The organism is Nostoc sp. PCC 7107, from assembly GCF_000316625.1.
Lineage (GTDB): Bacteria > Cyanobacteriota > Cyanobacteriia > Cyanobacteriales > Nostocaceae > Nostoc_B.
In genome coordinates, this window is sequence record NC_019676.1 from 4,474,677 (window position 1) to 4,497,299 (window position 22,623).

A 22,623-nucleotide genomic window follows, 5' to 3' on the forward strand; every position below is an offset into this window, starting at 1 on the left:
TGTGGCGAACTCAAGACAGATGTTTCACAATCAACCTGCAACCACGATTAGAATTTAAGTAAAGAAATATTGCGTAGCTTACGGGCATGAAACGGATCGTCTTAATTGCTGGGTTTGAATCGTTCAACGCTGACTTATACAGAAAAGCGGCTGCTGTGGCTGAATCTCGCTGTCCTGATTTAGATATTCGGGTGTTTAGCGATCGCGATATTATCAGTAAACGTGGGGAAGTAGAAACAGCACTGCATGACGCTGACGTATTTTTTGGCAGCTTATTATTTGATTATGACCAAGTTGTGTGGCTGCGCGATCGCCTTGCCCAAGTTCCCATCCGGCTTGTGTTTGAGTCAGCTTTAGAATTGATGAGTTTAACCAAGTTGGGAGACTTTGCCATTGGGGACAAACCCAAAGGAATGCCCAAACCAGTTAAATTCATCCTCGACAAATTCAGTAATGGACGGGAAGAAGACAAACTCGCAGGTTACATCAGCTTCTTAAAAATCGGCCCGAAACTTCTCAAATTCGTCCCAGTCCAGAAAGTCCAAGACTTACGCAACTGGTTAATTATCTATGGTTACTGGAATGCTGGCGGCCCCGAAAACGTCGCTTCTTTATTCTGGACACTAGCAGAAAAATACCTCGGCTTAAAAATTGGCGACATTCCCCCACCAGTCGAAACCCCCAAAATGGGATTATTGCATCCCGACTATCAAGGGTTTTTTGCATCGCCAAAAGCCTACCTAGACTGGTATCAGCAGAGAGGCAGGAGGCAGGAGGCAGGAGGCAGAAGGAATGCTTTTCAGCCCCCCATTGTGGGGATATTACTTTACCGCAAACACGTAATCACCAAGCAACCCTATATTCCCCAACTCATTCGCCGCTTTGAAGAAGCCGGTTTAATTCCCTTACCTATATTCATCAACGGTGTAGAGGGACACGTAGCAGTTCGGGACTGGATGACGACTGACTACGAACAACAACAACGCCAACTTAATAATATTGAAACTCCCTCACTTTCCCCAGATGCAGTTAAAGTTGATGCCATAGTTTCCACCATTGGCTTTCCCCTTGTCGGTGGCCCGGCTGGTTCAATGGAAGCCGGTCGCCAAGTAGAAGTAGCAAAGCGCATCCTGACTGCAAAAAATGTCCCTTATATTGTCGCCGCACCCTTATTAATTCAAGATATCCATTCTTGGACACGCCAAGGTGTCGGCGGATTACAAAGTGTAGTTTTATATGCGTTACCCGAACTTGATGGGGCTATTGATACCGTTCCCCTCGGTGGTTTGGTAGGCGAAAATATTTATCTTGTTCCTGAACGGGTACAGCGATTAATTGGTAGAGTCAAAAGCTGGGTTGCTTTACGGCAAACACCAGCATCAGAACGTAAAATTGCCATTATTTTATATGGTTTCCCCCCTGGTTATGGTGCAGCCGGCACAGCTGCATTGTTGAATGTACCTCGCAGTTTAATTAAATTCCTTCACGCACTCAAAGACCAAGGTTATAACGTTGGCGACATCCCCGAAGATGGGGAAGAATTAATTCGTCAGGTGAAAGAAGCCGACGAGAGAATAGAAACAAATTCCTCCCCACTCCCCAATACTGTAAATGCCCGTCAATTAGAAAAATGGTTGGGATATCTCCGCACATCTCGCGTTGAAAAACAATGGAAATCTTTAACAAGTAGTGGGATTAAAACTTATGGTGAGGAACTGCACATTGGTGGTGTGCAGTTAGGAAATGTCTGGATAGGTTTACAACCACCGTTAGGCATTCAAGGCGACCCGATGCGATTAATGTTTGAACGCGATTTAACACCACATCCCCAATATGCTGCTTTTTATAAATGGTTACAAAACGAGTTGCAAGCTGATGCTGTGGTTCACTTTGGAATGCACGGCACAGTGGAATGGTTGCCGGGTTCGCCTTTAGGAAATACGGGTTATTCTTGGTCGGATATTTTGTTAGGTGATTTGCCCAATCTATATATATATGCGGCGAATAATCCTTCGGAGTCAATTTTGGCAAAGCGTCGCGGTTATGGGGTGTTAATTTCGCACAATGTCCCGCCTTATGGTCGTGCAGGTTTGTATAAGGAATTGGTGGCGTTGCGCGATTTAATTGCGGAGTATAGAGAAGACCCGAAAAAGAATTATGTGCTGAAGGAAGGGATTTGTAAAAAGATTGTTGATACGGGTTTAGATGTTGATTGTCCGTTTGAGGATGCGAAAAAGTTGGGCATTCCTTTTACGCCAGAAAATATCAGAATGTTTAGCGCCCATGCTTTTGATGATTATCTGGTGAAGTTGTACGAATATTTGCAGGTTTTGGAGAATCGTTTGTTTTCCTCTGGGTTACATACTTTGGGTGAAGCGCCAAATGAGGAAGAGATGGCGGCTTATTTGGAGGCTTATTTTGGAAACGAACCGCAAAGACGCGGAGAGGAAGAGATACAGATAAGAGATTTATTAGAACAAACTACAGATGAGTTAACAAATTTATTGCGGGGGTTGAATGGGGAGTATATTCCGCCTGCGCCTGGTGGTGATTTGTTGCGTGATGGGGCGGGGGTTTTGCCGACGGGAAGGAATATTCATGCGTTAGATCCTTATAGAATGCCTTCACCTGCGGCGTATGAAAGAGGTAGGGAAATTGCCCAGAAAATTATCGCCCAGCATTTACAGGAACATGGGAAGTATCCTGAAACTGTCGCAGTTTTGTTGTGGGGTTTAGATGCGATTAAAACTAAGGGTGAATCTTTAGGAATTTTGCTGGAGTTGGTTGGTGCTGAACCTGTGAAGGAAGGGACTGGCCGAATTGTTCGTTATGAATTGAAACCCTTGGCTGAGGTGGGACATCCCCGCATTGATGTGTTGGGTAATTTGTCGGGAATTTTCCGAGATAGTTTTGTGAATATCATCGAATTATTGGATGATTTGTTTTTACGCGCGGCTGAGGCGGATGAGTCGGAAGAACAGAATTTTATTCGGAAACACGCTTTGGCTTTAAAAGCGCAAGGTGTAGAAAATGTTTCCGCGAGATTGTTTTCTAATCCTGCGGGTGATTTTGGTTCTTTAGTAAATGATAGGGTGGTGGATGGGAACTGGGAATCTGGGGAAGAGTTAGGTAATACTTGGCAAAGCCGCAATGTGTTTAGCTATGGGAGACAAGATAAAGGCCAAGCTAGACCAGAGGTGTTGAATCAGTTATTGAAAACGAGCGATCGCATTGTCCAAGAAATCGATTCGGTAGAATATGGTTTAACTGATATTCAGGAATATTACGCCAACACTGGCGGCTTGAAAAAAGCCGCCGAAAAACAAAGCGGTAAAAAGGTAACTACCAGCTTTGTCGAAAGTTTCTCAAAAGACACCACCCCCCGCAATTTAGAAGATTTGCTGCGGATGGAATATCGTACCAAATTACTCAATCCCAAATGGGCGCAATCAATGGCAAATCAAGGTTCTGGCGGTGCTTATGAAATCTCGCAACGGATGACAGCCTTAATTGGTTGGGGTGGTACTGCCGATTTTCAAGATGATTGGGTTTATGACCAAGCGGCTGATACCTACGCTTTAGACCCAGAAATGGCAGAGAAATTACGCCAAGCCAACCCTGAAGCTTTCCGCAATATTATTAGCAGAATGTTAGAAGCATCTGGACGCGGTTTCTGGGAAGCTGATCAAGATAAGTTAGATAAATTGCGTCAGTTATATGAGTTGACTGATGAAGAATTGGAAGGAGTGACTGTTTAAAAAATTCCCAATCTATCAAGAGGCTAAATGAGTTCTGTAATATAATTTTTCAGGAGTTCAATTAGCTCTTCTTTACTTACTTTATTATCAGCAACTTGCATTGTTAATTCATAAGCTTGTTCTGGTGACATATTCAGTTCATAATCATTCATGTTCAAAAATGTCACTATCACATCAAAAGCAGTCCGCTTATTTCCATCTACAAAAGCATGGTTATTAGTAATATGAAACAAATAAGCTGCGGCTTGTTCAATAATTGTAGAATGTAAAAGTTTACCACCGAAAGTTGCTTGGGGTTGATAAATAGCTGAATCTAGCAAGCCTTCATCGCGTATACCAAGTGAGCCACCATATATGCGAATCTGCTTACTATGTATACTTAACACATCTTGTTTTTCAATGAATTTAGGACTAGGCAAGATTACTGTACACCCAATCCCATTTTTTTGTAGATGCCAAAGAAATTAGCATAGCTTCTGATTCTTTAGGGATGATATCATCTTTTTGTTCTAATAACTTAGTAAATTCTTCAGTGAGTAAGTTAAATTGTAAACAAGCTTTAATGATTGATTGTATTACGTACTTTCCAGTTTCTACAAGAATATATTCTTCATCATGTGGATAAGTTAAAGAAGAAGCTTCATTTATAATAATCAGATATGTATTTAGAACAACCCGAATATACTTTATAAAAACCTGTCTGGTGTTCTCGTGTTTTATAAAATTAAGTTCAGAGCATTTTTCTAAAATTTCTTGAAGTAAAAAACTGTATCTCACAAAAAGTAGAATTGATAATTGATCCGGTTGGGATTTTTTTTCAAGTTTATCAACCAGCTTATTAAATTTATCAAGTTTATATTTTAACTCTGTTAGCTTATCTAGAAGCTGACTAAGAGTTATCATTCCGCTATTTTCCAACTCAATTATTTCCGCAACTAGTTCATCTTGCGGGTTAGCATCATTCAGGCATTTTTCCAGGATTTCTATACTTTTTTGAAATTTGGCAATTGTTTCTGGCGGAAGAATCAAGCTGTTTACCATCTGTTTTGTACCTGGATTCTAATATCAATTTAACGAAATTTACTAATAATTGCATAAAGTCACAGCAAAAACTCCGCGTAACTTTGCGTTTACCTTAGCGATACTCCGCGTTTAAAAACATTACTAATTAAGCCTTTCCAAAAACTGTTTACCACAATCTTTGCAGAGATAACGCTGCTTCCCATGACGATGACCATTTTTAGATAAACGGGATGAATGACAGTAAGGACATATCATTACTTTCATTACTTCTTGGGGCAGTGTGTATGGTGTTAAATATGCTACTAGCATTGCTTTGAGTTCTGCATAAAGAACTTGACGTTTGCTTTCATCCTGTTTCAAAGCATTCAAAAGTAAGGCGTTGTAGGTTCGATGCACTGTTTCAGCAATGAGTTCACTTTTTTCTACAGCTAACTCTGGGTTCCAGTGACGAAAAAAGGCGGCGAATTGTTGAATTAGCTGCTGATTAAAGGTTTCGTCAAATAGCTGAAACAATTCTGGTGCAACAAAATACTGAATGTACACAACACGAGGGATGGGATCTGCAAAATATTTCGCGTAAATATCCACTGTATGACCTATAAAATCTGGTAATGACTTATGCTCGTTGGCTGACTGCATAAGTTTGGTAAGAATTGCTGTCACCCGTTCCATGTGTATCGCTTCGAGTGCATGAAATATGGCGAGTTTATCAGGAAAAAACTGATATAGAGAACCTATAGCTGTGTCGGCTTTCGCTGCAATTTGATGGGTAGTCGCAGCCTCATATCCCACTTCCGCAAAGACTTCGGCTGCTGCTTGGAGAATTTTCTTAACCCGTTGCTGACTGCGCTTTTGCTTGGGTTGACGGCGCATCAGCAGCGAATCAGATTTACTTATAGCCATAGTTCTTGACAAACATGAAAAATCTGTCGTATTTTTAAATCAAACATGAAAGTTTTGTCATAATTCTACTCTAACGCGGTCGAAATTAGAGCGATCGCATCATACCAAATACCCTAAACAAATCCCTAGGAGGCTCCTATGGTAGTAATTCTCCCTGGCGCACCGTGGTTAATTGCTCATCGTTCTATGCTGGGTGTTAGCAAGCCTTATAAAGTTGCGCTGAATGGTCGAGATTATGTCCTTTGGCAAAATCAACAAGGTGAAGTTCTTGCCTTAGATAACGTTTGTCCACATCTGCAAGCACCTCTATCTGATGGCTGGATTTGCCAAGAACGGGGTACAATTACCTGTCCTTTCCACGCGTTGGAATTTGATGGACAAGGAAGGTTGCATCAGTCTGGTCAAGTAGGAAGCCAACCGCTGGTAAATACGCTAAAACTGATTATCAAAGATGATTGTATTTGGACATACGCTGGTCACGTTCCCAAAATTCCCGTACCAGACCTCATCGCCAAAGTTAGCGAAGGTATGAGTTTTGTTGGTGTGGCTGGCGAAAAAAGTATTCGCGGGACTTTTTTAGATAACTTGTTAATCAACTACGACTACAACCATCAAAGCGGTACACACCGGGATTTATTTGGTATTAAAGCTAATCGCGTTCCGGTGTTTGAGCATCAAGGATATTGGGCTAAGGTTGTCCAAGAACTAGAACGGGAGCATAGTACTTGGAATGATATTCTCCGCAATCCTGTTATTTTAACTGCACCTAAAACCTACACAGGGACTTTAGAGTATGCTTTCCCCGCACTAACAACTTTTCATACCTCATTCTTGTTAGGAGAAATTTTGCAGGTGCATATCTTATATCCAGAAACGGAAACTCAAACTAAAACTTTTGTGTTAGTCTTCACCAAACCCAAACATCCAATTCTCGTACCCTTATTAAGACGTTCAATGTTAAGTGCGGTGACAACAGTCGTCGAGCAAGATACACGCGCCATTGAAACTTCTTATCCTCGCCAAACACCCAAAATTCGCCTACCGAACGAGGAAATTATGTTTCATTCTCAAAAGCTATATCATGATTGGTAATGTGATTTGTCTCACGCAGCGCAGCAGAGATAATGAGGAGCTTGAGAATTTTTCCCCGTAACTTTGCGTTAAAAAGCTTAACGCTCCAAAATTTACCCTTCAGTTGTCTTTCCAATGGTCAGTTTATTGCAAGTAGCGGTGATGAAGAGATGATTAGACTTGTCCACAAAATAATAGAATCATACCCACAGGAATCAAAGCGATTAATTGGGATTAAATATGCAGATTTTATTACATTAGTCGCATTAGCAGAAAAAAGCATCTAGAGAAACAAGCAGAAATTGAAAAAATAAAAATTAGGTTAATAGCATCTGGAGGAGGACGTAAAAATGTTTTGGTGTACATATAATTAGTAGTACTTTTGTACACTAAATTTACACCCAAATCATACCCAAAGTACCCTAAACTACCCCAAATCATTGTATATTTTTAGTACAGAAATACTATAGAATGAACTGCCCCATAAACAAAAAAACTATTGTAAGCCATAGCTCAAAATAGTTTTAGCTTTTAAGCGGGCGGCGGGAATCGAACCCGCATTAATAGCTTGGAAGGCTATAGTTTTACCACTAAACTACGCCCGCAAATTTCCAACTTAAACATAGTAACACTATTTTACAGAAAATTCAAACATCTAATTAGAATTGACAGGTTGAATTGTAATTTTGACAAAGAGATTACTCAAGTCTGGTTTACTGCCATCTTGATTGTAGGCGGGGGTAAACTTCTCGTTCCTAAACAGTTCGTTGATTGCTTGTTGGTAGAGATTTTTTTCGCTTTGGAGGTTGGAAGGTTTTATTTCTAAGACTATAGCCTGTTGAAAGTTCCCATTGTGTGCAATTACAAAGCTGGCTACAAGTTGTGCAGGTGCAAGTCCATTTTCGCCATTGAGAGAATTTGCTGCTAATGTTTTCATACCACTTCCCTGGTATGTAGCTAAAACATCAGGTAAATCTTTACTTAGTTGACGCATTTCCTGATCAGCAAAAGGCACTATTGTGACTGTCGAGCCAGCTTGCTCAGAAGTAGTGGGATTTTTGTCTGTAGGAGTTTGAGGGGTATTTCTTGTGGGAATGGGTGAAGTTTTATTGGTAGGACTTGGAGAAGTAGTAGGATTTTTTTGAGGCGGCGTGTTAGAAGTATTATCGGTGGAACTTGGAGACGAATTTCCTGTTGGAGTGCGGGGATTATTATCTGCTCCCGTGGTTGAATTTGTTGATGGTTCTGAAGGAAGACTGCTTGGTAATGGTTTTCCTTTTCCGAGGATAATTCCTTGTCGGCGATTCCACGGAAGATTACCAATAGGAATTGTCGGTGTAGGTTTGGGAGTTGGCGTAGGTTTAGTAAAGTCAGTTGTAAAACTTGGTTTTGGGGTCGTTTGTGCTTTGGGTTTGGGTTGTGAAACAGGTTTTTTGACTAATGGTTTGGTATTTTTTTGAGAAACAACTTTCTTCTGATTCAGAATGCTGGTTTCAGAATCCTGATTTCTAGCTATATTGTTTGCTGTTTCTGGCAAAGTTCCGGCTATATTCTGTTGGGATGAGATATTTGGTTTGGGTGAAACTGTTGTCGTAGGTAATTTTGATTTTGCTGTTGGATAAATTTCCACCAACTCAATAGGAACAATAGCTTGACTTTGCTGGGGAAACCATAATCCAAACACATTGGACGATCGCATCAACCAAAAAATCAACAAATGCAGGGAAACTGAACTAATAGTGACAAAAATCCACAAACTTGGAGGATCACTATGTCGTTTCCAAATCTTGGGTGGAACAGGAGTTTTGTCTGCAACAGGCGTTGTCATATCACCGAGGCCAAAGATAATTCAGAGTCCTTAAGCTTTGCTAAAGACTCCGTTTGGATCTTAGCGATTAACTACTAGATCTGGCGAAACAGCAAAAGTCAGGACAGTTTCATCAACTCCTTTAAGTTTTAGTGGACTACCTTTGGTAATTTCTTCATCCTGCAAATAATCTGCTACAGCAGCCGAAACCAAAATCGTACCGGGAACAGCCGCAGCTTGCAATCGAGCAGCAATATTCACACTTGGGCCAATAGCAGTATAGTCGGCGCGTTCTGCACTACCAAACATCCCCACAACCGCTGTACCTTGGTGAATACCACAGCGAAACTGGACACTAGAGCGTCCATCGCTTTCAAATACACCTTGCTCTTGCCAGCGTTGGTTTAACTGCGAGAGTGAGCGATGCATTGCTCTAGCTGTATTGATAGCTCGACGTACCTGTTCATTAGGAGTCAGTTCTTCTGGCGCTCCATATAAAGCCAAAATCGCATCCCCCATGAATTTATCTACGGTACCGCCGTTGTCAAACACAACTTTGGTCATACATTCTAAATACTCATTCAGCAATTCTGCTACCCGTCGAGATCTAAGAGTATTTGCTAATTGGGTAAACCCCACAATGTCACTAAACAAAACTGTAATCAAACGCGGTTCTGGGCGTAAGTCTAAAGTTAAATCTCCTGCTGCGGCTTTCTGTACTAATACAGTTGGCAAAAAACGCTTGAGAACTGATTCTGTTAGATAAGTATTTAATTCTACAACCCGTCTTTCATTTTCCTTCAAAGCTAAGAGATTCCTGACTTCTGCTAGAAGTTCTCTGTCGTTAAATGGTTTGGCTAAATAGGCATCTGCACCATGTTCTGTGCTTTCAATGCGGGTTTCTTCATCTACTTTGGCTGTGAGCAAAATGATCGGAATTCCTTTTAATTTCTCATCAGAGCGAATCATCCGAATCATTTCCAGCCCAGTTACTAAAGGCATCATCAAATCTGTAACGATCAAGCTGGGTAAAATTTCTTGAACTACACCAAACCCTTCATAACCATTACGAGCCGTGTGGACTTGATAGCCACTGCGGCGGATGATATCGGATACGTAAGTTCGTAAATCTGGGTTGTCATCTACAACTAAGATGGAGTGCTTAGAAGTTTGCTGGGTGGGTTGCTCTGTTGAAGTGCGCGAACTCGCTTTGCTTGCGGAATTGGGAGTAGGAAAAACATCTGATAAATCTTTTGTAGTATGTTCCCACTTTTCCGTAGTTGATTCGATGAGTTCTAAATCAGCTAATTCAACAGTGGCACGGCTAGTATTTAATTCAGCAGGTGTTTCTAATACTTGGTTGATTGGTAAGTGATCATGGCCAGTGAGCAGCCATAATGTGAAAGTCGTTCCTTCACCATAAACTGAGTCTACAATGATTTTACCGCCATGCAGTTCCACTAATTCTTTGACTAAAGCCAAACCCAGTCCGCTACCTTCATAGGAACGGTTTTCTGAGCCTTCAGCTTGGCGGAATCGCTCAAATAACATCGGAATTTGTTCTTGAATAATACCAATTCCTGTATCTTTTACTTGGAGGATGCAGTATTCGTCTTGATTTTGCACTGTAACCCTGATTGTGCCATCTTCAGGTGTAAACTTCATGGCATTTGATAAGAGGTTATAAACCACTTTGTCAAATTTTTCCATATCTAAGTAAACCTTGGGACATGCAGTGAAATCAGTTGCTAGATGCAGTTGTTTTTTCTCACAATAAGGTCGAAATGACTCAACAATTTGGCTGACAAATTCCACTAAATCACAGGGACGAAAGCTAGGCTGCATTCGTCCCGCATCTAGGCGTTGTAAGTCGAGTAATTGGTTGACTAATCGCAATAGACGGCGAGAGTTACGTAAAGCGATCGCACTTTGAGCATGAGATAGACCTTCCCCAGCAGCTACCGCAGATTCTAATGGCCCTTGAATCAAGGTAATGGGAGTACGGAATTCGTGGGAGATATTTTGGAAAAATTCAGTTTTTTGTTTATCTAGTTCCAATAAACGCTCGGCTTGTTCACGGGTTTTCTGATAGAGACGTGACTGCTGTACAGCGATCGCTGCTTGTGCGGCCACTGCTCTGGCAAGTTCAATATCTGATGATACCCATCGACGAACTTTTCGCCCTTCCCGCAAGGTAATACTCCCAATACATTTGCCATCAGCTAATAAAGGCACAACCATGAGCGATCGTGCTGGCTTTTTCAAAGGCAAATCAAATCCCTTCAGTTCCAAGGGACAGACACTCATATCGGCAATTACTATCGGCTCCTGTGTCCGCAAAATTTCTTGTAACAGAGGGTTATCTTTAATAGGAGCTTGCGTCGAGTAAGGAAAATTTTGAGATATTAAATCAAGATTAGTATTTAAATTAAAATTTTGGACTGGCTTGAGCGAATGGTCAGAATGTTGAGCGCTATCATATAAACCAACACACTGGACAGAATCTTCTTCTTCTGTCCATAAAGACAGCGCACAACCATCGACTTGTAAGGCTTGTCCTAATTTGTGGGTAATAGCAGCAAAAATATCTTGTGGGTCTAAGCTAGAGCGAATTGCTGTTGTAATTGTATTAATTAGCGCTTCTCTCTTTGCTAAAGCACGTACCTGTTCATAAGCATAAGCTTGAGATAAAGCTAAAGCGGCTTGATCTGCCACCATTGTCACTAGCTGGATTTCCTCAGTTCCCCAGAGGCGAGATTGGTGACACTGATGTAGTGCTAACACTGCTAACAATTCTTGTTGACAAATTAGCGGTACAACTAAGCTGGAGTAAATATTAGCAGTAGCAAAAGCTGTTCCTCTTTGTTGTGGTTCGGAATTTTCTCCTTGAATTCGCTCATCTGTAGCGACATCGTAAATTACCTGAACTTCACGAGTTTCCCAAACAGTTTGGGCTAACAAAGCAGCCGAAGGTAAGAAAGATGCGGCTGACACATCTCCTGCAATTCCTGATACTTGCTCCACTTCTGCTTGGGGCGGTTTTTGGTAAATAAACCCTTCGTCTACTAATTGCTCATCTTGAAAAGGACGTAACAGGCAAACATCTACCTCTAACATGTGACCGACTGTATCGACAATTGCTTGCAAAATTTGCCGATAGTCTAAAGCACTGCGAATTGTGTTAGTAACAGTATTCAGCAGTGATTCTTGTCGGAGTGTACGGGTTAGTTCGCGGGTACGAGCTTTGAGAACATTGTGGGTATCCAAGGCTTGGCGTACCACAGCTTTGAGTTCTTCTGCTTCCCACGGTTTGGTGACATATTTAAATACCTTACCAGCGTTAATAGCTTCCACTAAGTCTTCAACATCAGTGTAGCCAGTCAAAATAATCCGAATAATATCTGGATATTGAGTTGCTGTCAGGCTCAAAAATTCCGTACCACTCATAATTGGCATTCGCTGATCAGAGATGATCACTGCGACCTCTCCTTCTTCTGCCAACAGATCTAATGCCGCAGGGCCAGAGGTTGCCCGCAACACTTTATAATCACGATAGAAAGTACGGTAAAGCAAATCAAGGTTGTCTGGTTCGTCATCAACAACCAAAATTTTCGGCTTACTGTTTACTTGAGATTTCATGCACCGCTTTCCTGCTGCAACAGCAGTTGAATAAAGAATAATCTGCTCAGGAGGTAATTTTTCTGACTCGGGTAAGAGCAGAGCATTTTGCCCAATTGGGTTGTATGGCTATATAAATGCTGGGTGTAAGAGTATCTACTCACAGTAATTAGCCTCAATAGCGGGTAATGTTTGCCACTTGCTCTGATACAGCGGATTTAATGGAATGGTCAATTTTGGTACTAAAGAGTAGATGCTTGCTTTTCAAGTGTTGTTTCACCTCCCGTGAAAACTTTTGATGACTACACACAGCGTTCAGGTCTGGTGGAAAAAGCTAACTGAAGCTGCATATTAAGTTTGCCCTTTGTTGCAGTTGTAATAACATTTGCAGGTAAATTTTATTTATGTTGGTCATGGGAGAGTGAGCTAGGTCACAACTATAAGTATTAAAGGCAAAGTATACTATTAGACTAACTATTTATTCTAATTTAGCAATCATAACCAGCAGTTAGACAAGTGGCATGGGGCTGTCACAGATTAATGCTGCTTTAACTATTACAGCATGTACTTAGTTCATCTAGGCGATCGCCAAATAAGTACAATATATATTTCAAAAATATTTTGCCTGATTTTTCAGTATAAATACGGTAAATAGATTATTTTAACTTTACTTATTTGTATAACTAAGCAGCTACATAAGTCAGCGATAAGGACTAAATCTCCCCTAGAACCAGTCAAAGACCTGACTCAATCTAGATTCAGATAGTATTCCCCACAGCCAATCCAGAGCATTTAGCAGCGATAGATCATAATTTCTGAGATTATGTTATTGGTTGTGACAATTGATGTTGTGAATTACCCAAAAGGATGCTGAGTGTGTTATTAACTTACAGAAGAACCTAGAACACCCAAATAATTTATTTGTATTAAACTACAAAAAACAATTGTATTTACAGTAGCAAACGGTGTTTTAGAATGTCTGAGAAAATTTTTGTACAATGCAATTAATAATAAACTAACCTTGACATCCTGGTTTTTTGACTCATCTCACGAACAACCACTGACATCAGCCGCGCATCAAGCTTCTCAACAATTCCAAATTCGTGCGGCTACGACTAACGATTTGACTGCTATTTCCCAGATTATTGCCGAAAGCTTTCACTCTCAAACTGGTTTTTGGGGATGGGCTTTTCCATTGTTACGTCTGGGGATTTATGAAGACTTCAGAAATCGTTTATCATCACCAGCACCCCATCATATTTGTTTAGTTGCTGTTGACACTACTATTACTGGGTCTAATAACTTAGTGGGAACTGTAGAACTGGGCTTGCGTTTCCATGATTCATGGAAACAAAATGGCAGAAGTTTCCTTTATCTATCTAATTTAGCTGTTGATCAAAAATATCGCCGGAATGGTGTGGCTTCACGGTTATTATTGAGTTGCGAAAAGCTTTGTCAGGAATGGGGTTTTAAAGACTTATATCTCCATGTTTTAGAAGATAACCATCAAGCACGACAGTTGTATTTCAAATTAGGTTACAAAATGTATAAAGTAGAATCTAACTGGAGTTTATTCTTTCTCCAACGTTCTCGTCAAATATTCTTACACAAACACTTAAATTTCGATTCTTCTGACTAAATTTTATGTTGTGCGATGGGATACAAATATGGTGATCGCATTTTTTACTCAAATTTATGCCACTAAATTCTAGTCTGTTTAGGATAAAACACCCAAGATATTTAGTCTATATTTTAAGTCTAAGTTAGTTTTTATTGTCCAAACTGCCTCAAAACAAATTGATCTAAATTAGATTGATTTTTAAACTCTAGCTAAAGATATTTTTGCATAAATAGCCATACAATATATCTAGTATGGCAATCCAAGTGGGTTTGTAAAATATCTGTAGAGCAAGGTAAAAGAAAGTAAAGCGTAAATTTATTGGTCAATACTGCACAGACTACCATTGTATTGGTGTTTTACATTTAAAATAATTACTTATACTTTATCTAATAAGAAAATAATCAAAATCCCTCAATATATAATATCTACTATGATGAAGCAATCAGTAAAATTACGCTAAATAAAAATTCCCTCATAATAACTTTGTATTTAATTTATTCATCTTTATAGAAACTTTAATTTTTTTATAGTTTAGTTTAAAGACAAATTCAGCCATATCTCATAAAATATGATTACATAATTAATGAGCTACATCTCATTAATCTCTATTATTAAATTGAACAAAAAGTTCTTGATAGTAAGATAAGCAAAAAACTAATTTGATTTAACACCAAGTTACTGCTTGACGTGCATCACACTACCAAATTATTCAGAAGTTATAAAAAACATGGATAGCGAAAAGCAAATACGCTATCAAACCTCTATGGTATCAACTTATTACCCCGACACCAGTTTTCTTGACCATTTTGTTATGCCAGATGGAACTGAGCAATCATACGGCTCAGATATTTTGACACTTCTACAAAGTGGAAAGGTTTTTATTGTCAATAGTCGGAAGCGGAATGGGTTAATACTTTTTAAACGCTACCATGCAGAATTTGCTGGCCCGGGAGCAGCGGTTGGTGGTGATTACGACAGCGATTGTCAGATGGTTGTGCGTATCGGCAATTTATCTTTATTGAGTCCAGAATCTTATGAGGAACGCCAGAAAGCCTACTTGATTCGACGACAATGGATTCGGTTGATAAAGCAAATTACCGAAAATCCAGTTCCGCAACAGCGAGTACAGAAGATTTTAGATCAGTTTGACCAATATTTCCCATCAGAAATGGTGGCTGATTTACCTGATGAAGCCTTTGCACTTTTAGTGGGTGTTTTTCCCCAAACTGTAGGGATAGTGCGTCGTTTGGGCAGTGAAATTGATGGCAAATTTAATTACTAGCTATCATAATCTGCTAGATATTTAAGTATTCAAAATTTGCCATAGCTGCTTGTAGTCTTTCCAAGGTACGCGAATTTTCTTCTGGAGTCCCAATAGTGATTCGTAATCCTTCATTCAGTATTCTGACAAGAGTTCCAGCACTTCTGAGTTGTTGATGAAGAATTGGTAAAGTAGTATTTTTTGAATCAGAATTATTTGCCTGGAGACGTAGATAAACAAAGTTAGCGGCACTTTCGGCTACTTGCAAGGCTGGATGTTGCGCCAAATTTGCGATAAGCTTGTCGCGCTCATTCTGTGTTTGTAAAATTGAACTAAGTAAAAGTTGACGGTTTTGTAAAGCCACTAGTGCTGCTGCCAGTGAAAAGCTAGGAAGATTGTAAGGCAAGCGGACTTTCTCTAAAATGGCGATCGCTTCTGGATGAGCAATACAATAACCCACACGCAATGCTGCTAAACGGAAAGCCTTAGAAAAAGTTCGTAAAATGATCCAATTGGGACGCTGTGCCAATTCATCCACTAAAGTATTTTGGCTAAATTCAAAGTAAGCTTCATCAATTACTACTAAAATTTCTTCTGGTAAACTTCTGAGCCATGCTAATTCTGCCACAGTGAGTAGATTAGCGGTGGGAGAGTTTGGATGTACAACAAAAACTACCCGAATTGGCGGATTTTGAGTTTGGGTGATGGCTGTTTGTGCAGCTTTTATGTCTATTTCAAAATTGGTTTGATTTCTGCCGACTGTCACCACTCCTATACCCAAGGTTTGAGCTAAAATCCCGTACATCGAAAAAGTGGGATTAGCTACTAGAATTGAACCTTCGCCTCCCAGACAGGTAGCAATTAATAAAGAGCGAATTAGTTCATCGGAACCATTCCCAACAGAAATATTAGCAGCGGTAAACAAGGATGAAGAAAGATTAGCCGATTCATTTACATACTCAGCGATCGCATCTCTTAGCTGCTCATGTCCGCCATCGGGATATCGATTTGTTTCGATAACTTGCTGATATGTCCAGGCCAATTTTTCTTTTAATTCAGGTGGTAAATCTTCAGGACTTTCATTTGTATCCAGCCGATCAAACTTTATGGCGACTGGTTCTGCTGTATTGCTGCTAGGGTGAGGCTTGTAAGCCGTAAATTGGGCTAAATCTGACCGAATAAAAGGAAGCATAATTTTTAGTTAATAGTCATTGGCCAATAAAACAAATAACTAAGAGAATTGCTTGTTGGTTGGTCTCATATTTTACTGCTTTGCGGTAACTGACAGAAGAGGTGAATTGCTTGCCAAATTTCTGTTGTGACATTGGCTAAGGCATGATCGCTATCGAGTTCTACTAACTTTACCCAAGGACGAGAGTGTGCAAAGTGGCGACTAGCTCTAATTGGAATGACCTCATCTTGTCTGCCATGCAAAATTAGCGTTGGCACTGGACGTTGCAATATATCCTCTTGGTATTGCTCTGCATCTGTGATGAAATCGTAACTTAGAGGGAGAGATCGTCCTTCCCCATAGTGATAAACCATGAGATATTTTTCTTGTTGCCAGCGCTTAATCGCATCATCCTCTAGTTTAGGCAACCAATGAGATAAAAATTCAAAAGCGGGTGCTAACAAAATCAAGCGTTCTACTTGTTGAGATTGCTGTCCCAAATGAGCAGATACCAAACCACCTAAACTAGAGCCTATTAATGTAACGGGTTCATAATTATGAGGAAATGCTGCTGCTACTTGATTTAGTTGACGCGTGATTGTCAAGTGAGAAAAATCACCAGCATTGAGATCAGGAATGTTAAGTTGTATCGGAATTTTAGTAAAGCGATCGCCCATAGCCAACGCTTTAGCAGATTTAGGACTAGAAGCAAACCCATGAAGATAAATGTATTGCAAGGCTGTAATTATTGAGGGTGATGAAATCTCAAGTTAAGAAATAGATAATTCTTAACTTCATATTGTTACACCTGAAGAGGTTTATGGTGCAGGGTAGTCCCCTTCTAAAGGTTTACCACCAGGATTCTCACCAGGGTTGCCGTTACCGCCCGGATTGCCATTACCACCAGGATTCTCACCAGGGTTGCCGTTACCGCCCGGATTGCCATTACCACCAGGATTCTCACCAGGGTTGCCATTACCGCCAGGATTGCCGTTTCCACCAGGATTCTCACCAGGGTTGCCGTTTCCACCAGGATTCTCACCAGGGTTGCCTTTACCGCCAGGATTGCCATTACCACCAGGATTCTCACCAGGGTTGCCGTTCCCACCAGGATTGCCATTGCCACCAGGATTGCCGTTCCCACCAGGGTTGCCGTTACCGCCAGGATTGCCGTTCCCACCAGGATTGCCGTTCCCACCAGGATTGGCAGGATTACTACTATTAATTGGCTGATTTATGTTGATGGTGTTAGTGTTTTGGTTATCATTATTAATAGAGTTACGAGTAGTATCTGAGATTACTTCTCCTGTTTGTAAGAAAGAATCTACAGGAGAATTTTCTAAGACACCACCTTGGTCAGCTGAGTGAGAAGAATTAATAGATAACTCCATAAAAGATGGGTTATCTATGACTCCTTGTCCGACGACGGGTGTTTGTGCTGCTAAAGCTGCAATAATTTCAGATTGAACGCTGGCGATCGCCAAATCTGGGTTAGATGTATTATTTTTCTTGGTTAAATCTAATCCTTGGACTAAATCACTCGTTTCATAAAAAGTTTTCAGATCAAAATCATATAAGCCCTGAAATTCACCTTTGACGATGACCATCAGTTGTCCAGCTTGTAAAACCTGATTTTGGGAAGCTTCCCGATTCAAAACCTCAATGCCGCTATTTGTCAGCGCCCCAACAATTGTAGTGTCTGTTTGCTTGTCGTAACGGACAAATAATGCTGAACCACGAATCGCCGCAGCGGCACTCGGTGTTTGTATACGGGTCTGTCCTTTTCCTGGTGGAATCAGTAAAAGTACTGTCCCGTTTGACAGATAGAAATTCCGAGTCTTGGGTAGAAATTGAAATATTGCTCGTTCTCCAACCCGTGCTAAAGAACCATCGTTAAAACGCAAATCTGCCAAAGATGATCTGCCAGTAGACAACCCATCACCAGGAATTATCGGATCTAATTTGCGTGCTGGTCGCTTTTTGTTATTCCGAGGAAGCAGTTGCACAATATTTTGCAGATTTTGAATTTCTGCACTAGTCAAAGGAGTGACTGCGATCGCCTTCGGTAAAGGCATTGTGATCACTCCCCATACACCCATCATCAACAAAGGAATAAATTTCCAAGACATAGCTTAAACGCTTAATAGTTTAACTAAGACCACACCAAGTGAAGATAGACTCTGAAATATTAGGTTTGCTTATCAGTTTTTTAGTTTTCTAACTAAATTTTCGGTGGATTTATTGAAAATTTTAGCGAAATTCTGGTATAAATCAATGTAATCAAAATTATCAAAAAATATTAAAATTAAATAATTTCTTTCTCAAAGTTAACATTTTTGTTTTTTAATGATCAGGCTAAATGGTTATATTCTTTTGTTGATAAAACATAAATGCTGATGCAACCCACAGGCTGGACAAAACCTTTATTTGCAACTTTATTAGCTTTGATTGGTGCAAATAAATGTTGTATTGGCGTAGATGTAGCTTGGGCTGATAACTTAGATGACTCTAGTAATCAAAATAAGGCAAACCTAAAATATTTTGCATATAACCAGGAAAGTTATAAGTCTTACCAGAAGAGCCAGTTTCAGGCAAGTAATTTTGATTTACAGCAGCCTCAGCTATCTAATTTTAATTTAGCAGGGACAAACTTAATCATAGTCCAAACTACTCCTGAAACAAAACCTAATACTGAACCTAATTCCCAACCGCCAAATCCTCCTAGCAATCCTCAACTCTTAAATAATCCGCCACAACTAGAAGTACAGCCAAGAGATTTTCCTCAGCCTTCACCCATGATTATAGAAGAATTGTTGGATAAACCCTCAGTGGATAGAAATGAGAAGCTAGAGAGGCTCAGGCGGATATTGCAACAAAGAAAAAAGCCAGACTCTGAAACTAATACTCTGCGGGAATTAGAACTACGAGTCAGACAACAACCTTTACCTCAACAAAAGCCAACATCTGAGGCTAATGGTGTTCAGGAACTTGAGCTAAGGGTGAGACCACGACTTTTACCACAAAAAAAACCACTATTGCCAGTATCTAAGTTTAAACCGATAGGTTTCCTACAGGCTAATTTAGGCTACTTTCATACAAATAATATTTTTGCTTCTGAGTTTTTTCCCAGAGAAGATGGCTTAATTTTTTATGGACTTAGTCTTGCTTCTGCATACTTTCCGTTAGGTTCTAAAACTTATATTAATGGTTCAATTAATGGTAATTTGATTCGCTATGTGGAGCAATCAAGATTTAACTATAACCAAATAAGTTTTAACGTGGGGATTTATCAACAACTTTCGCCACGTATGTATGCAGAACTTGATTTTAATAATCAGCAGTTTTTCTATGCTAATAGTGTTGGTCGCTTTCAAGCAGGCGATCGCTTTTTAGATGAAAATTCAGTGCGGCTATCGGTGGGAAGAAGAGACCCACTTAATTCTAGATTATCCCTGGATAGCTTCTACGAATTTAGTGCCAATTTTTCTGAACCAAACAACCGCAGTCGGCTAATTAATTCTTTTTGGGTTTCTTTAAGTTATTACTTGCAAGAACCACTACAAATTGGGATTAACTATCAATTAAATCTCTCTGATTTTACGCAAAGACAACGTAATGACCAGTATCACCGTCTATTTGGACAGGTGATTTACCGAGTCTCTGACTCCAGCAGTTTAAATTTACAAAGTGGTTTTAGCTTCGGAGATTCTACAGATAGAAATATTAATTTTGATAGCTGGTTCTTGAGCGTTTATTATAATTTTAAAATTGGGGAATTTTAAAATTAGTCCAAAGTCTATGGTGTAGTTAACTTTTTTGACTATTGACTATTGACCGTTGACTCATAACTAATCCAATCACTCCAACTACCTGCATAAAGCTTACCTGTATGAATGCCAGCTAATTCTAAAGAAAGTAAATTGACACAAGCAGTTACACCAGAACCACAGTAAACTAAAATTTCTTTAGCTGTTTCGATGGGTTCCCATCTTTGACGTTGCTGTAGTTGGGAAATTAGATAACCTGATGAGTTTGTAACTTCTTGCCAAGGATAGTTAACTGCACCGGGAATATGCCCAGCAATTTTATCAATTGGTTCTCTTTCACCACGGTAGCGATCGCTTTCTCTGGAATCTACTAAAGCTACCTCTGGTAAATCTTTACGACTTTTAACAACTTCCATATCTACTACCAATTCGGGTTGAATTTGAGGAATGAAATTCCCCGTCTGGGATTCTGGGATAATATCTGTAACCGGGTATCCTGCTTGTTGCCATGCAGTATAGCCACCATCCATAACTACTACTTGTTCATGTCCCAGATAGCGGAGTAACCACCATAAACGAGACGCAAAGGCCAAGCGGGAATCATCATAAGCTACAACCAAATTTTTTTGGGAATTAACCCCCATTGCGGATAACTTCTTAGCTAGATTGTTAGTATCAGGTAAAGGATGTCTACCACCATGCTTACCCACAGGACTAGAAAGATCCTGATTTAAATCCAGATAATATGACCCTGGAATATGACTTGTTTGATATTGTGTTTGCCCTAATTGTGGATCAGCCAAAGAAAAACGACAATCTACAATCACAATCTGGGAATCGTTGAGGTGATCGACAACCCACGTCGGTGAAACAAAAAGTTGAGTGTTAACCATAAATATAAAAATTCAGAATAATTAAAGAATCAGAATAATATTTGACTAATCAATTTACTAATAATACTGGATTCCTTCTCAGTCATAACTAGGACTTACGCAAAAAACCTCTCAAACTCTCATTCCTCTGTGTCCTCTGCGTCTCTGTGGTTCGTTATTCCGTAACTTGTGCGTAAGTCCTGATAACTAGTCAAAGTTTTTTAAAATATTGACCATGAACTTCAGTGAACCAAGCCTAATGCCAGAATTTGATCACTTTCGACCACAAGCAACAGCAGATGGTTCTTTTACCTTTTTCTCTCAAGAGTTTAATGAATTATTTCATAGTCATTTTGGTGCTAAACAAGAAAGTTATTTTAAGTTTGTGGAACCAACTCAACTGGCCCAAGTGGCACTTAAACCAGTTATCCGACTATTAGATATTTGTTATGGTCTAGGATACAACACTGCGGCAGCTTTACAGACAATCTGGGCAGTAAACCCTAATTGTTATGTGGAATTAATTGGTTTAGAACTGAATCCGGTTGTACCACAAGCTGCGATCGCTAATCATTTATTTGAGCAATGGAATTACGAATACACGCCAATTTTGTCCCGACTCGCTTTTGAACAGCAAGCAAAAACCGAACGCCTGCAAGCAAAGTTACTCATTGGTGATGCTAGAGTTTCGATTCAAGAGGTAAATCAATCTGGTTTTAGTGCAGATGCGATTTTTCTAGATCCCTTTTCACCACCTCAGTGTCCTCACTTATGGACTGTGGAATTTCTTCAACAAGTCTCCGTTTGTTTACGTAAACAAGGCTGGCTGGCAACTTATTCTTGTGCCGCATCTGTACGTACAGCACTGATATTGGCTGGGTTAAAGATAGGTTCTACCCCACCAGTTGGAAGGCGATCGCCTGGTACAGTTGCAACCTATTCTCAAAATGTCGAGTGTTTTAGCAACTTATCACTGCCTCCCCTCTCTTTAGAAGAACAAGAACATTTGTTAACTTGTGCTGCAATTCCTTACCGTGATCCACAATTGAATGATCCGCCTGATGTGATCATGATGCGGCGAAAACAAGAACAACAAACTTGTTCATTAGAACCTACTTCTCGTTGGCGAAAACGTTGGTTACTGAAAAACAAAACAGCTGACTCTATTGAAGTTGGTTCTGACTTGATTTGACAATTATGTTGGTAAAATACAGCAAAAACACCGCTAGATTTTCTCCAGTAATGGAAGCAATGAATTTCCAGTTGCTGCAACACATAGACTAGATTTTCAACCAGGAATAATATTGTGTTCAGTGAAAGACTGCTCATGAAGAACGCAAAAGGAATTTTGCTGTAAATATAGATTTAATTTTTAATCTTTTTTAAAGATATGGCTTATGTGATTTAGAGTCGGCAAAAGTGTAAATACGTCAACATTGTTAAACATCTTGACTAAATCAAAGCCTGAAACCCTTGTGATAGCTTGGGTATTTTTAATTCACATCAGACATTAATAGGATTGAAGTACTGACCGCAGCAATGCAATATGCGTATAGATTTTTTGGTATTGAGATTTGCTTTTTTTCATTAGTCAGCGATCGCAGATGAGCCATGACTCTTAGCTAATAGTCTAAAATGACAGATTTTCGTTATGCACAAAAAAGTCATTTTGTACAGTGCATAAGTCCTAATATACAGTGCTTAAGTCCTAATATATTGAGAATTCAAATCATACCCATTGGGCAAAGTAA

General features: G+C 39.8%; 14 protein-coding genes, 1 tRNA gene and 2 pseudogenes. 6 read left to right on the forward strand and 11 right to left on the reverse strand.

What is annotated here, in order from left to right; translation table 11 throughout:
• The first annotated feature begins 86 nt into the window (after positions 1-86).
• Positions 87-3,758, forward strand: a complete 3,672-nt coding sequence (bchH, locus tag NOS7107_RS19160; protein ID WP_015114599.1) for a magnesium chelatase subunit H — start codon at positions 87-89, stop codon at positions 3,756-3,758.
• Between the two features lie 23 nt (positions 3,759-3,781).
• Here bchH and NOS7107_RS19165 read toward each other — a convergent pair whose 3' ends face one another.
• From NOS7107_RS19165 to NOS7107_RS19175, 4 genes and pseudogenes are all read right to left on the reverse strand, one after another.
• A complete protein-coding gene (locus tag NOS7107_RS19165; protein ID WP_015114600.1) occupies positions 3,782-4,177 on the reverse strand; it encodes a type II toxin-antitoxin system death-on-curing family toxin in 396 nt (131 codons plus the stop codon).
• On the reverse strand, positions 4,170-4,799 hold the full coding sequence (locus NOS7107_RS19170; protein WP_015114601.1) for a hypothetical protein: 630 nt from the start codon (positions 4,797-4,799) through the stop codon (positions 4,170-4,172). Before NOS7107_RS19170 ends, NOS7107_RS19165 begins: the two co-directional genes overlap by 8 nt.
• A gap of 135 nt (positions 4,800-4,934) precedes the next feature.
• Positions 4,935-5,036 (reverse strand): annotated as a pseudogene (locus NOS7107_RS29470) (IS1 family transposase); the annotation flags it as partial.
• A gap of 42 nt (positions 5,037-5,078) precedes the next feature.
• Positions 5,079-5,684, reverse strand: a pseudogene (locus tag NOS7107_RS19175) (TetR/AcrR family transcriptional regulator); the annotation flags it as partial.
• Between the two features lie 138 nt (positions 5,685-5,822).
• Here NOS7107_RS19175 and NOS7107_RS19180 point away from each other — a divergent pair.
• On the forward strand, positions 5,823-6,776 hold the full coding sequence (locus tag NOS7107_RS19180) for a Rieske 2Fe-2S domain-containing protein (RefSeq protein ID WP_015114603.1): 954 nt from the start codon (positions 5,823-5,825) through the stop codon (positions 6,774-6,776).
• A 513-nt stretch (positions 6,777-7,289) separates the two neighbouring features.
• Here NOS7107_RS19180 and NOS7107_RS19190 read toward each other — a convergent pair.
• The 3 genes from NOS7107_RS19190 to NOS7107_RS19200 all read right to left on the reverse strand — a co-directional run bounded on the left by NOS7107_RS19190 (position 7,290) and on the right by NOS7107_RS19200 (position 12,201).
• Positions 7,290-7,360, reverse strand: a tRNA-Gly gene (locus tag NOS7107_RS19190).
• Between the two features lie 50 nt (positions 7,361-7,410).
• Complete coding sequence (locus tag NOS7107_RS19195) at positions 7,411-8,583, reverse strand: hypothetical protein (RefSeq protein WP_015114605.1); 1,173 nt, start codon at positions 8,581-8,583, stop codon at positions 7,411-7,413.
• A gap of 60 nt (positions 8,584-8,643) precedes the next feature.
• Entirely contained in the window at positions 8,644-12,201 is a 3,558-nt protein-coding gene (locus NOS7107_RS19200; RefSeq protein WP_015114606.1) for a response regulator, read from the reverse strand.
• Between the two features lie 970 nt (positions 12,202-13,171).
• Here NOS7107_RS19200 and NOS7107_RS19205 point away from each other — a divergent pair.
• Complete coding sequence (locus NOS7107_RS19205) at positions 13,172-13,819, forward strand: GNAT family N-acetyltransferase (RefSeq protein ID WP_015114607.1); 648 nt, start codon at positions 13,172-13,174, stop codon at positions 13,817-13,819.
• 709 nt (positions 13,820-14,528) lie between these two features.
• Positions 14,529-15,083: a hypothetical protein gene (locus tag NOS7107_RS19210; protein WP_015114608.1), complete on the forward strand. Its 555-nt coding sequence runs from the start codon at positions 14,529-14,531 to the stop codon at positions 15,081-15,083.
• 13 nt (positions 15,084-15,096) lie between these two features.
• On the opposite strand, the gene NOS7107_RS19215 is transcribed toward NOS7107_RS19210, so the two are convergent.
• The 3 genes from NOS7107_RS19215 to NOS7107_RS19225 form a co-directional block, all read right to left on the reverse strand.
• Positions 15,097-16,254 (reverse strand): histidinol-phosphate transaminase, encoded by a 1,158-nt coding sequence (locus tag NOS7107_RS19215; RefSeq protein WP_015114609.1) that lies wholly within the window; start codon positions 16,252-16,254, stop codon positions 15,097-15,099.
• A gap of 65 nt (positions 16,255-16,319) precedes the next feature.
• Entirely contained in the window at positions 16,320-16,970 is a 651-nt protein-coding gene (locus tag NOS7107_RS19220) for a YqiA/YcfP family alpha/beta fold hydrolase (protein ID WP_015114610.1), read from the reverse strand.
• A gap of 81 nt (positions 16,971-17,051) precedes the next feature.
• Positions 17,052-18,362, reverse strand: a complete 1,311-nt coding sequence (locus NOS7107_RS19225; protein WP_015114611.1) for a FecR family protein — start codon at positions 18,360-18,362, stop codon at positions 17,052-17,054.
• A 261-nt stretch (positions 18,363-18,623) separates the two neighbouring features.
• On the opposite strand from NOS7107_RS19225, the gene NOS7107_RS19230 reads away from it, so the two are divergent.
• Positions 18,624-20,015 (forward strand): hypothetical protein, encoded by a 1,392-nt coding sequence (locus tag NOS7107_RS19230; RefSeq protein WP_015114612.1) that lies wholly within the window; start codon positions 18,624-18,626, stop codon positions 20,013-20,015.
• A 38-nt stretch (positions 20,016-20,053) separates the two neighbouring features.
• Here the strand turns inward: NOS7107_RS19230 and NOS7107_RS19235 are convergent, their stop codons facing one another.
• Entirely contained in the window at positions 20,054-20,893 is an 840-nt protein-coding gene (locus NOS7107_RS19235; protein WP_015114613.1) for a sulfurtransferase, read from the reverse strand.
• A 238-nt stretch (positions 20,894-21,131) separates the two neighbouring features.
• Here NOS7107_RS19235 and NOS7107_RS19240 point away from each other — a divergent pair, with 238 nt between their 5' ends.
• Positions 21,132-22,064 carry a tRNA (5-methylaminomethyl-2-thiouridine)(34)-methyltransferase MnmD gene (locus NOS7107_RS19240; RefSeq protein WP_015114614.1) on the forward strand — a complete coding sequence of 311 codons (933 nt, stop codon included), beginning with the start codon at positions 21,132-21,134 and terminating at the stop codon, positions 22,062-22,064.
• The last annotated feature ends 559 nt before the right edge of the window (positions 22,065-22,623 follow it).

What these genes read in the sequence shown, in the direction of transcription:
- bchH (WP_015114599.1), top strand. Translation starts at nt 87, where the DNA reads ATGAAACGGATCGTCTTAATTGCTGGGTTTGAATCGTTCAACGCTGAC.
- NOS7107_RS19170 (WP_015114601.1), bottom strand. Translation starts at nt 4,799, where the DNA reads ATGGTAAACAGCTTGATTCTTCCGCCAGAAACAATTGCCAAATTTCAA.
- NOS7107_RS19180 (WP_015114603.1), top strand. Translation starts at nt 5,823, where the DNA reads ATGGTAGTAATTCTCCCTGGCGCACCGTGGTTAATTGCTCATCGTTCT.
- NOS7107_RS19195 (WP_015114605.1), bottom strand. Translation starts at nt 8,583, where the DNA reads ATGACAACGCCTGTTGCAGACAAAACTCCTGTTCCACCCAAGATTTGG.
- NOS7107_RS19200 (WP_015114606.1), bottom strand. Translation starts at nt 12,201, where the DNA reads ATGAAATCTCAAGTAAACAGTAAGCCGAAAATTTTGGTTGTTGATGAC.
- NOS7107_RS19210 (WP_015114608.1), top strand. Translation starts at nt 14,529, where the DNA reads ATGGATAGCGAAAAGCAAATACGCTATCAAACCTCTATGGTATCAACT.
- NOS7107_RS19215 (WP_015114609.1), bottom strand. Translation starts at nt 16,254, where the DNA reads ATGCTTCCTTTTATTCGGTCAGATTTAGCCCAATTTACGGCTTACAAG.
- NOS7107_RS19225 (WP_015114611.1), bottom strand. Translation starts at nt 18,362, where the DNA reads ATGTCTTGGAAATTTATTCCTTTGTTGATGATGGGTGTATGGGGAGTG.
- NOS7107_RS19230 (WP_015114612.1), top strand. Translation starts at nt 18,624, where the DNA reads ATGCTGATGCAACCCACAGGCTGGACAAAACCTTTATTTGCAACTTTA.
- NOS7107_RS19235 (WP_015114613.1), bottom strand. Translation starts at nt 20,893, where the DNA reads ATGGTTAACACTCAACTTTTTGTTTCACCGACGTGGGTTGTCGATCAC.
- NOS7107_RS19240 (WP_015114614.1), top strand. Translation starts at nt 21,132, where the DNA reads ATGCCAGAATTTGATCACTTTCGACCACAAGCAACAGCAGATGGTTCT.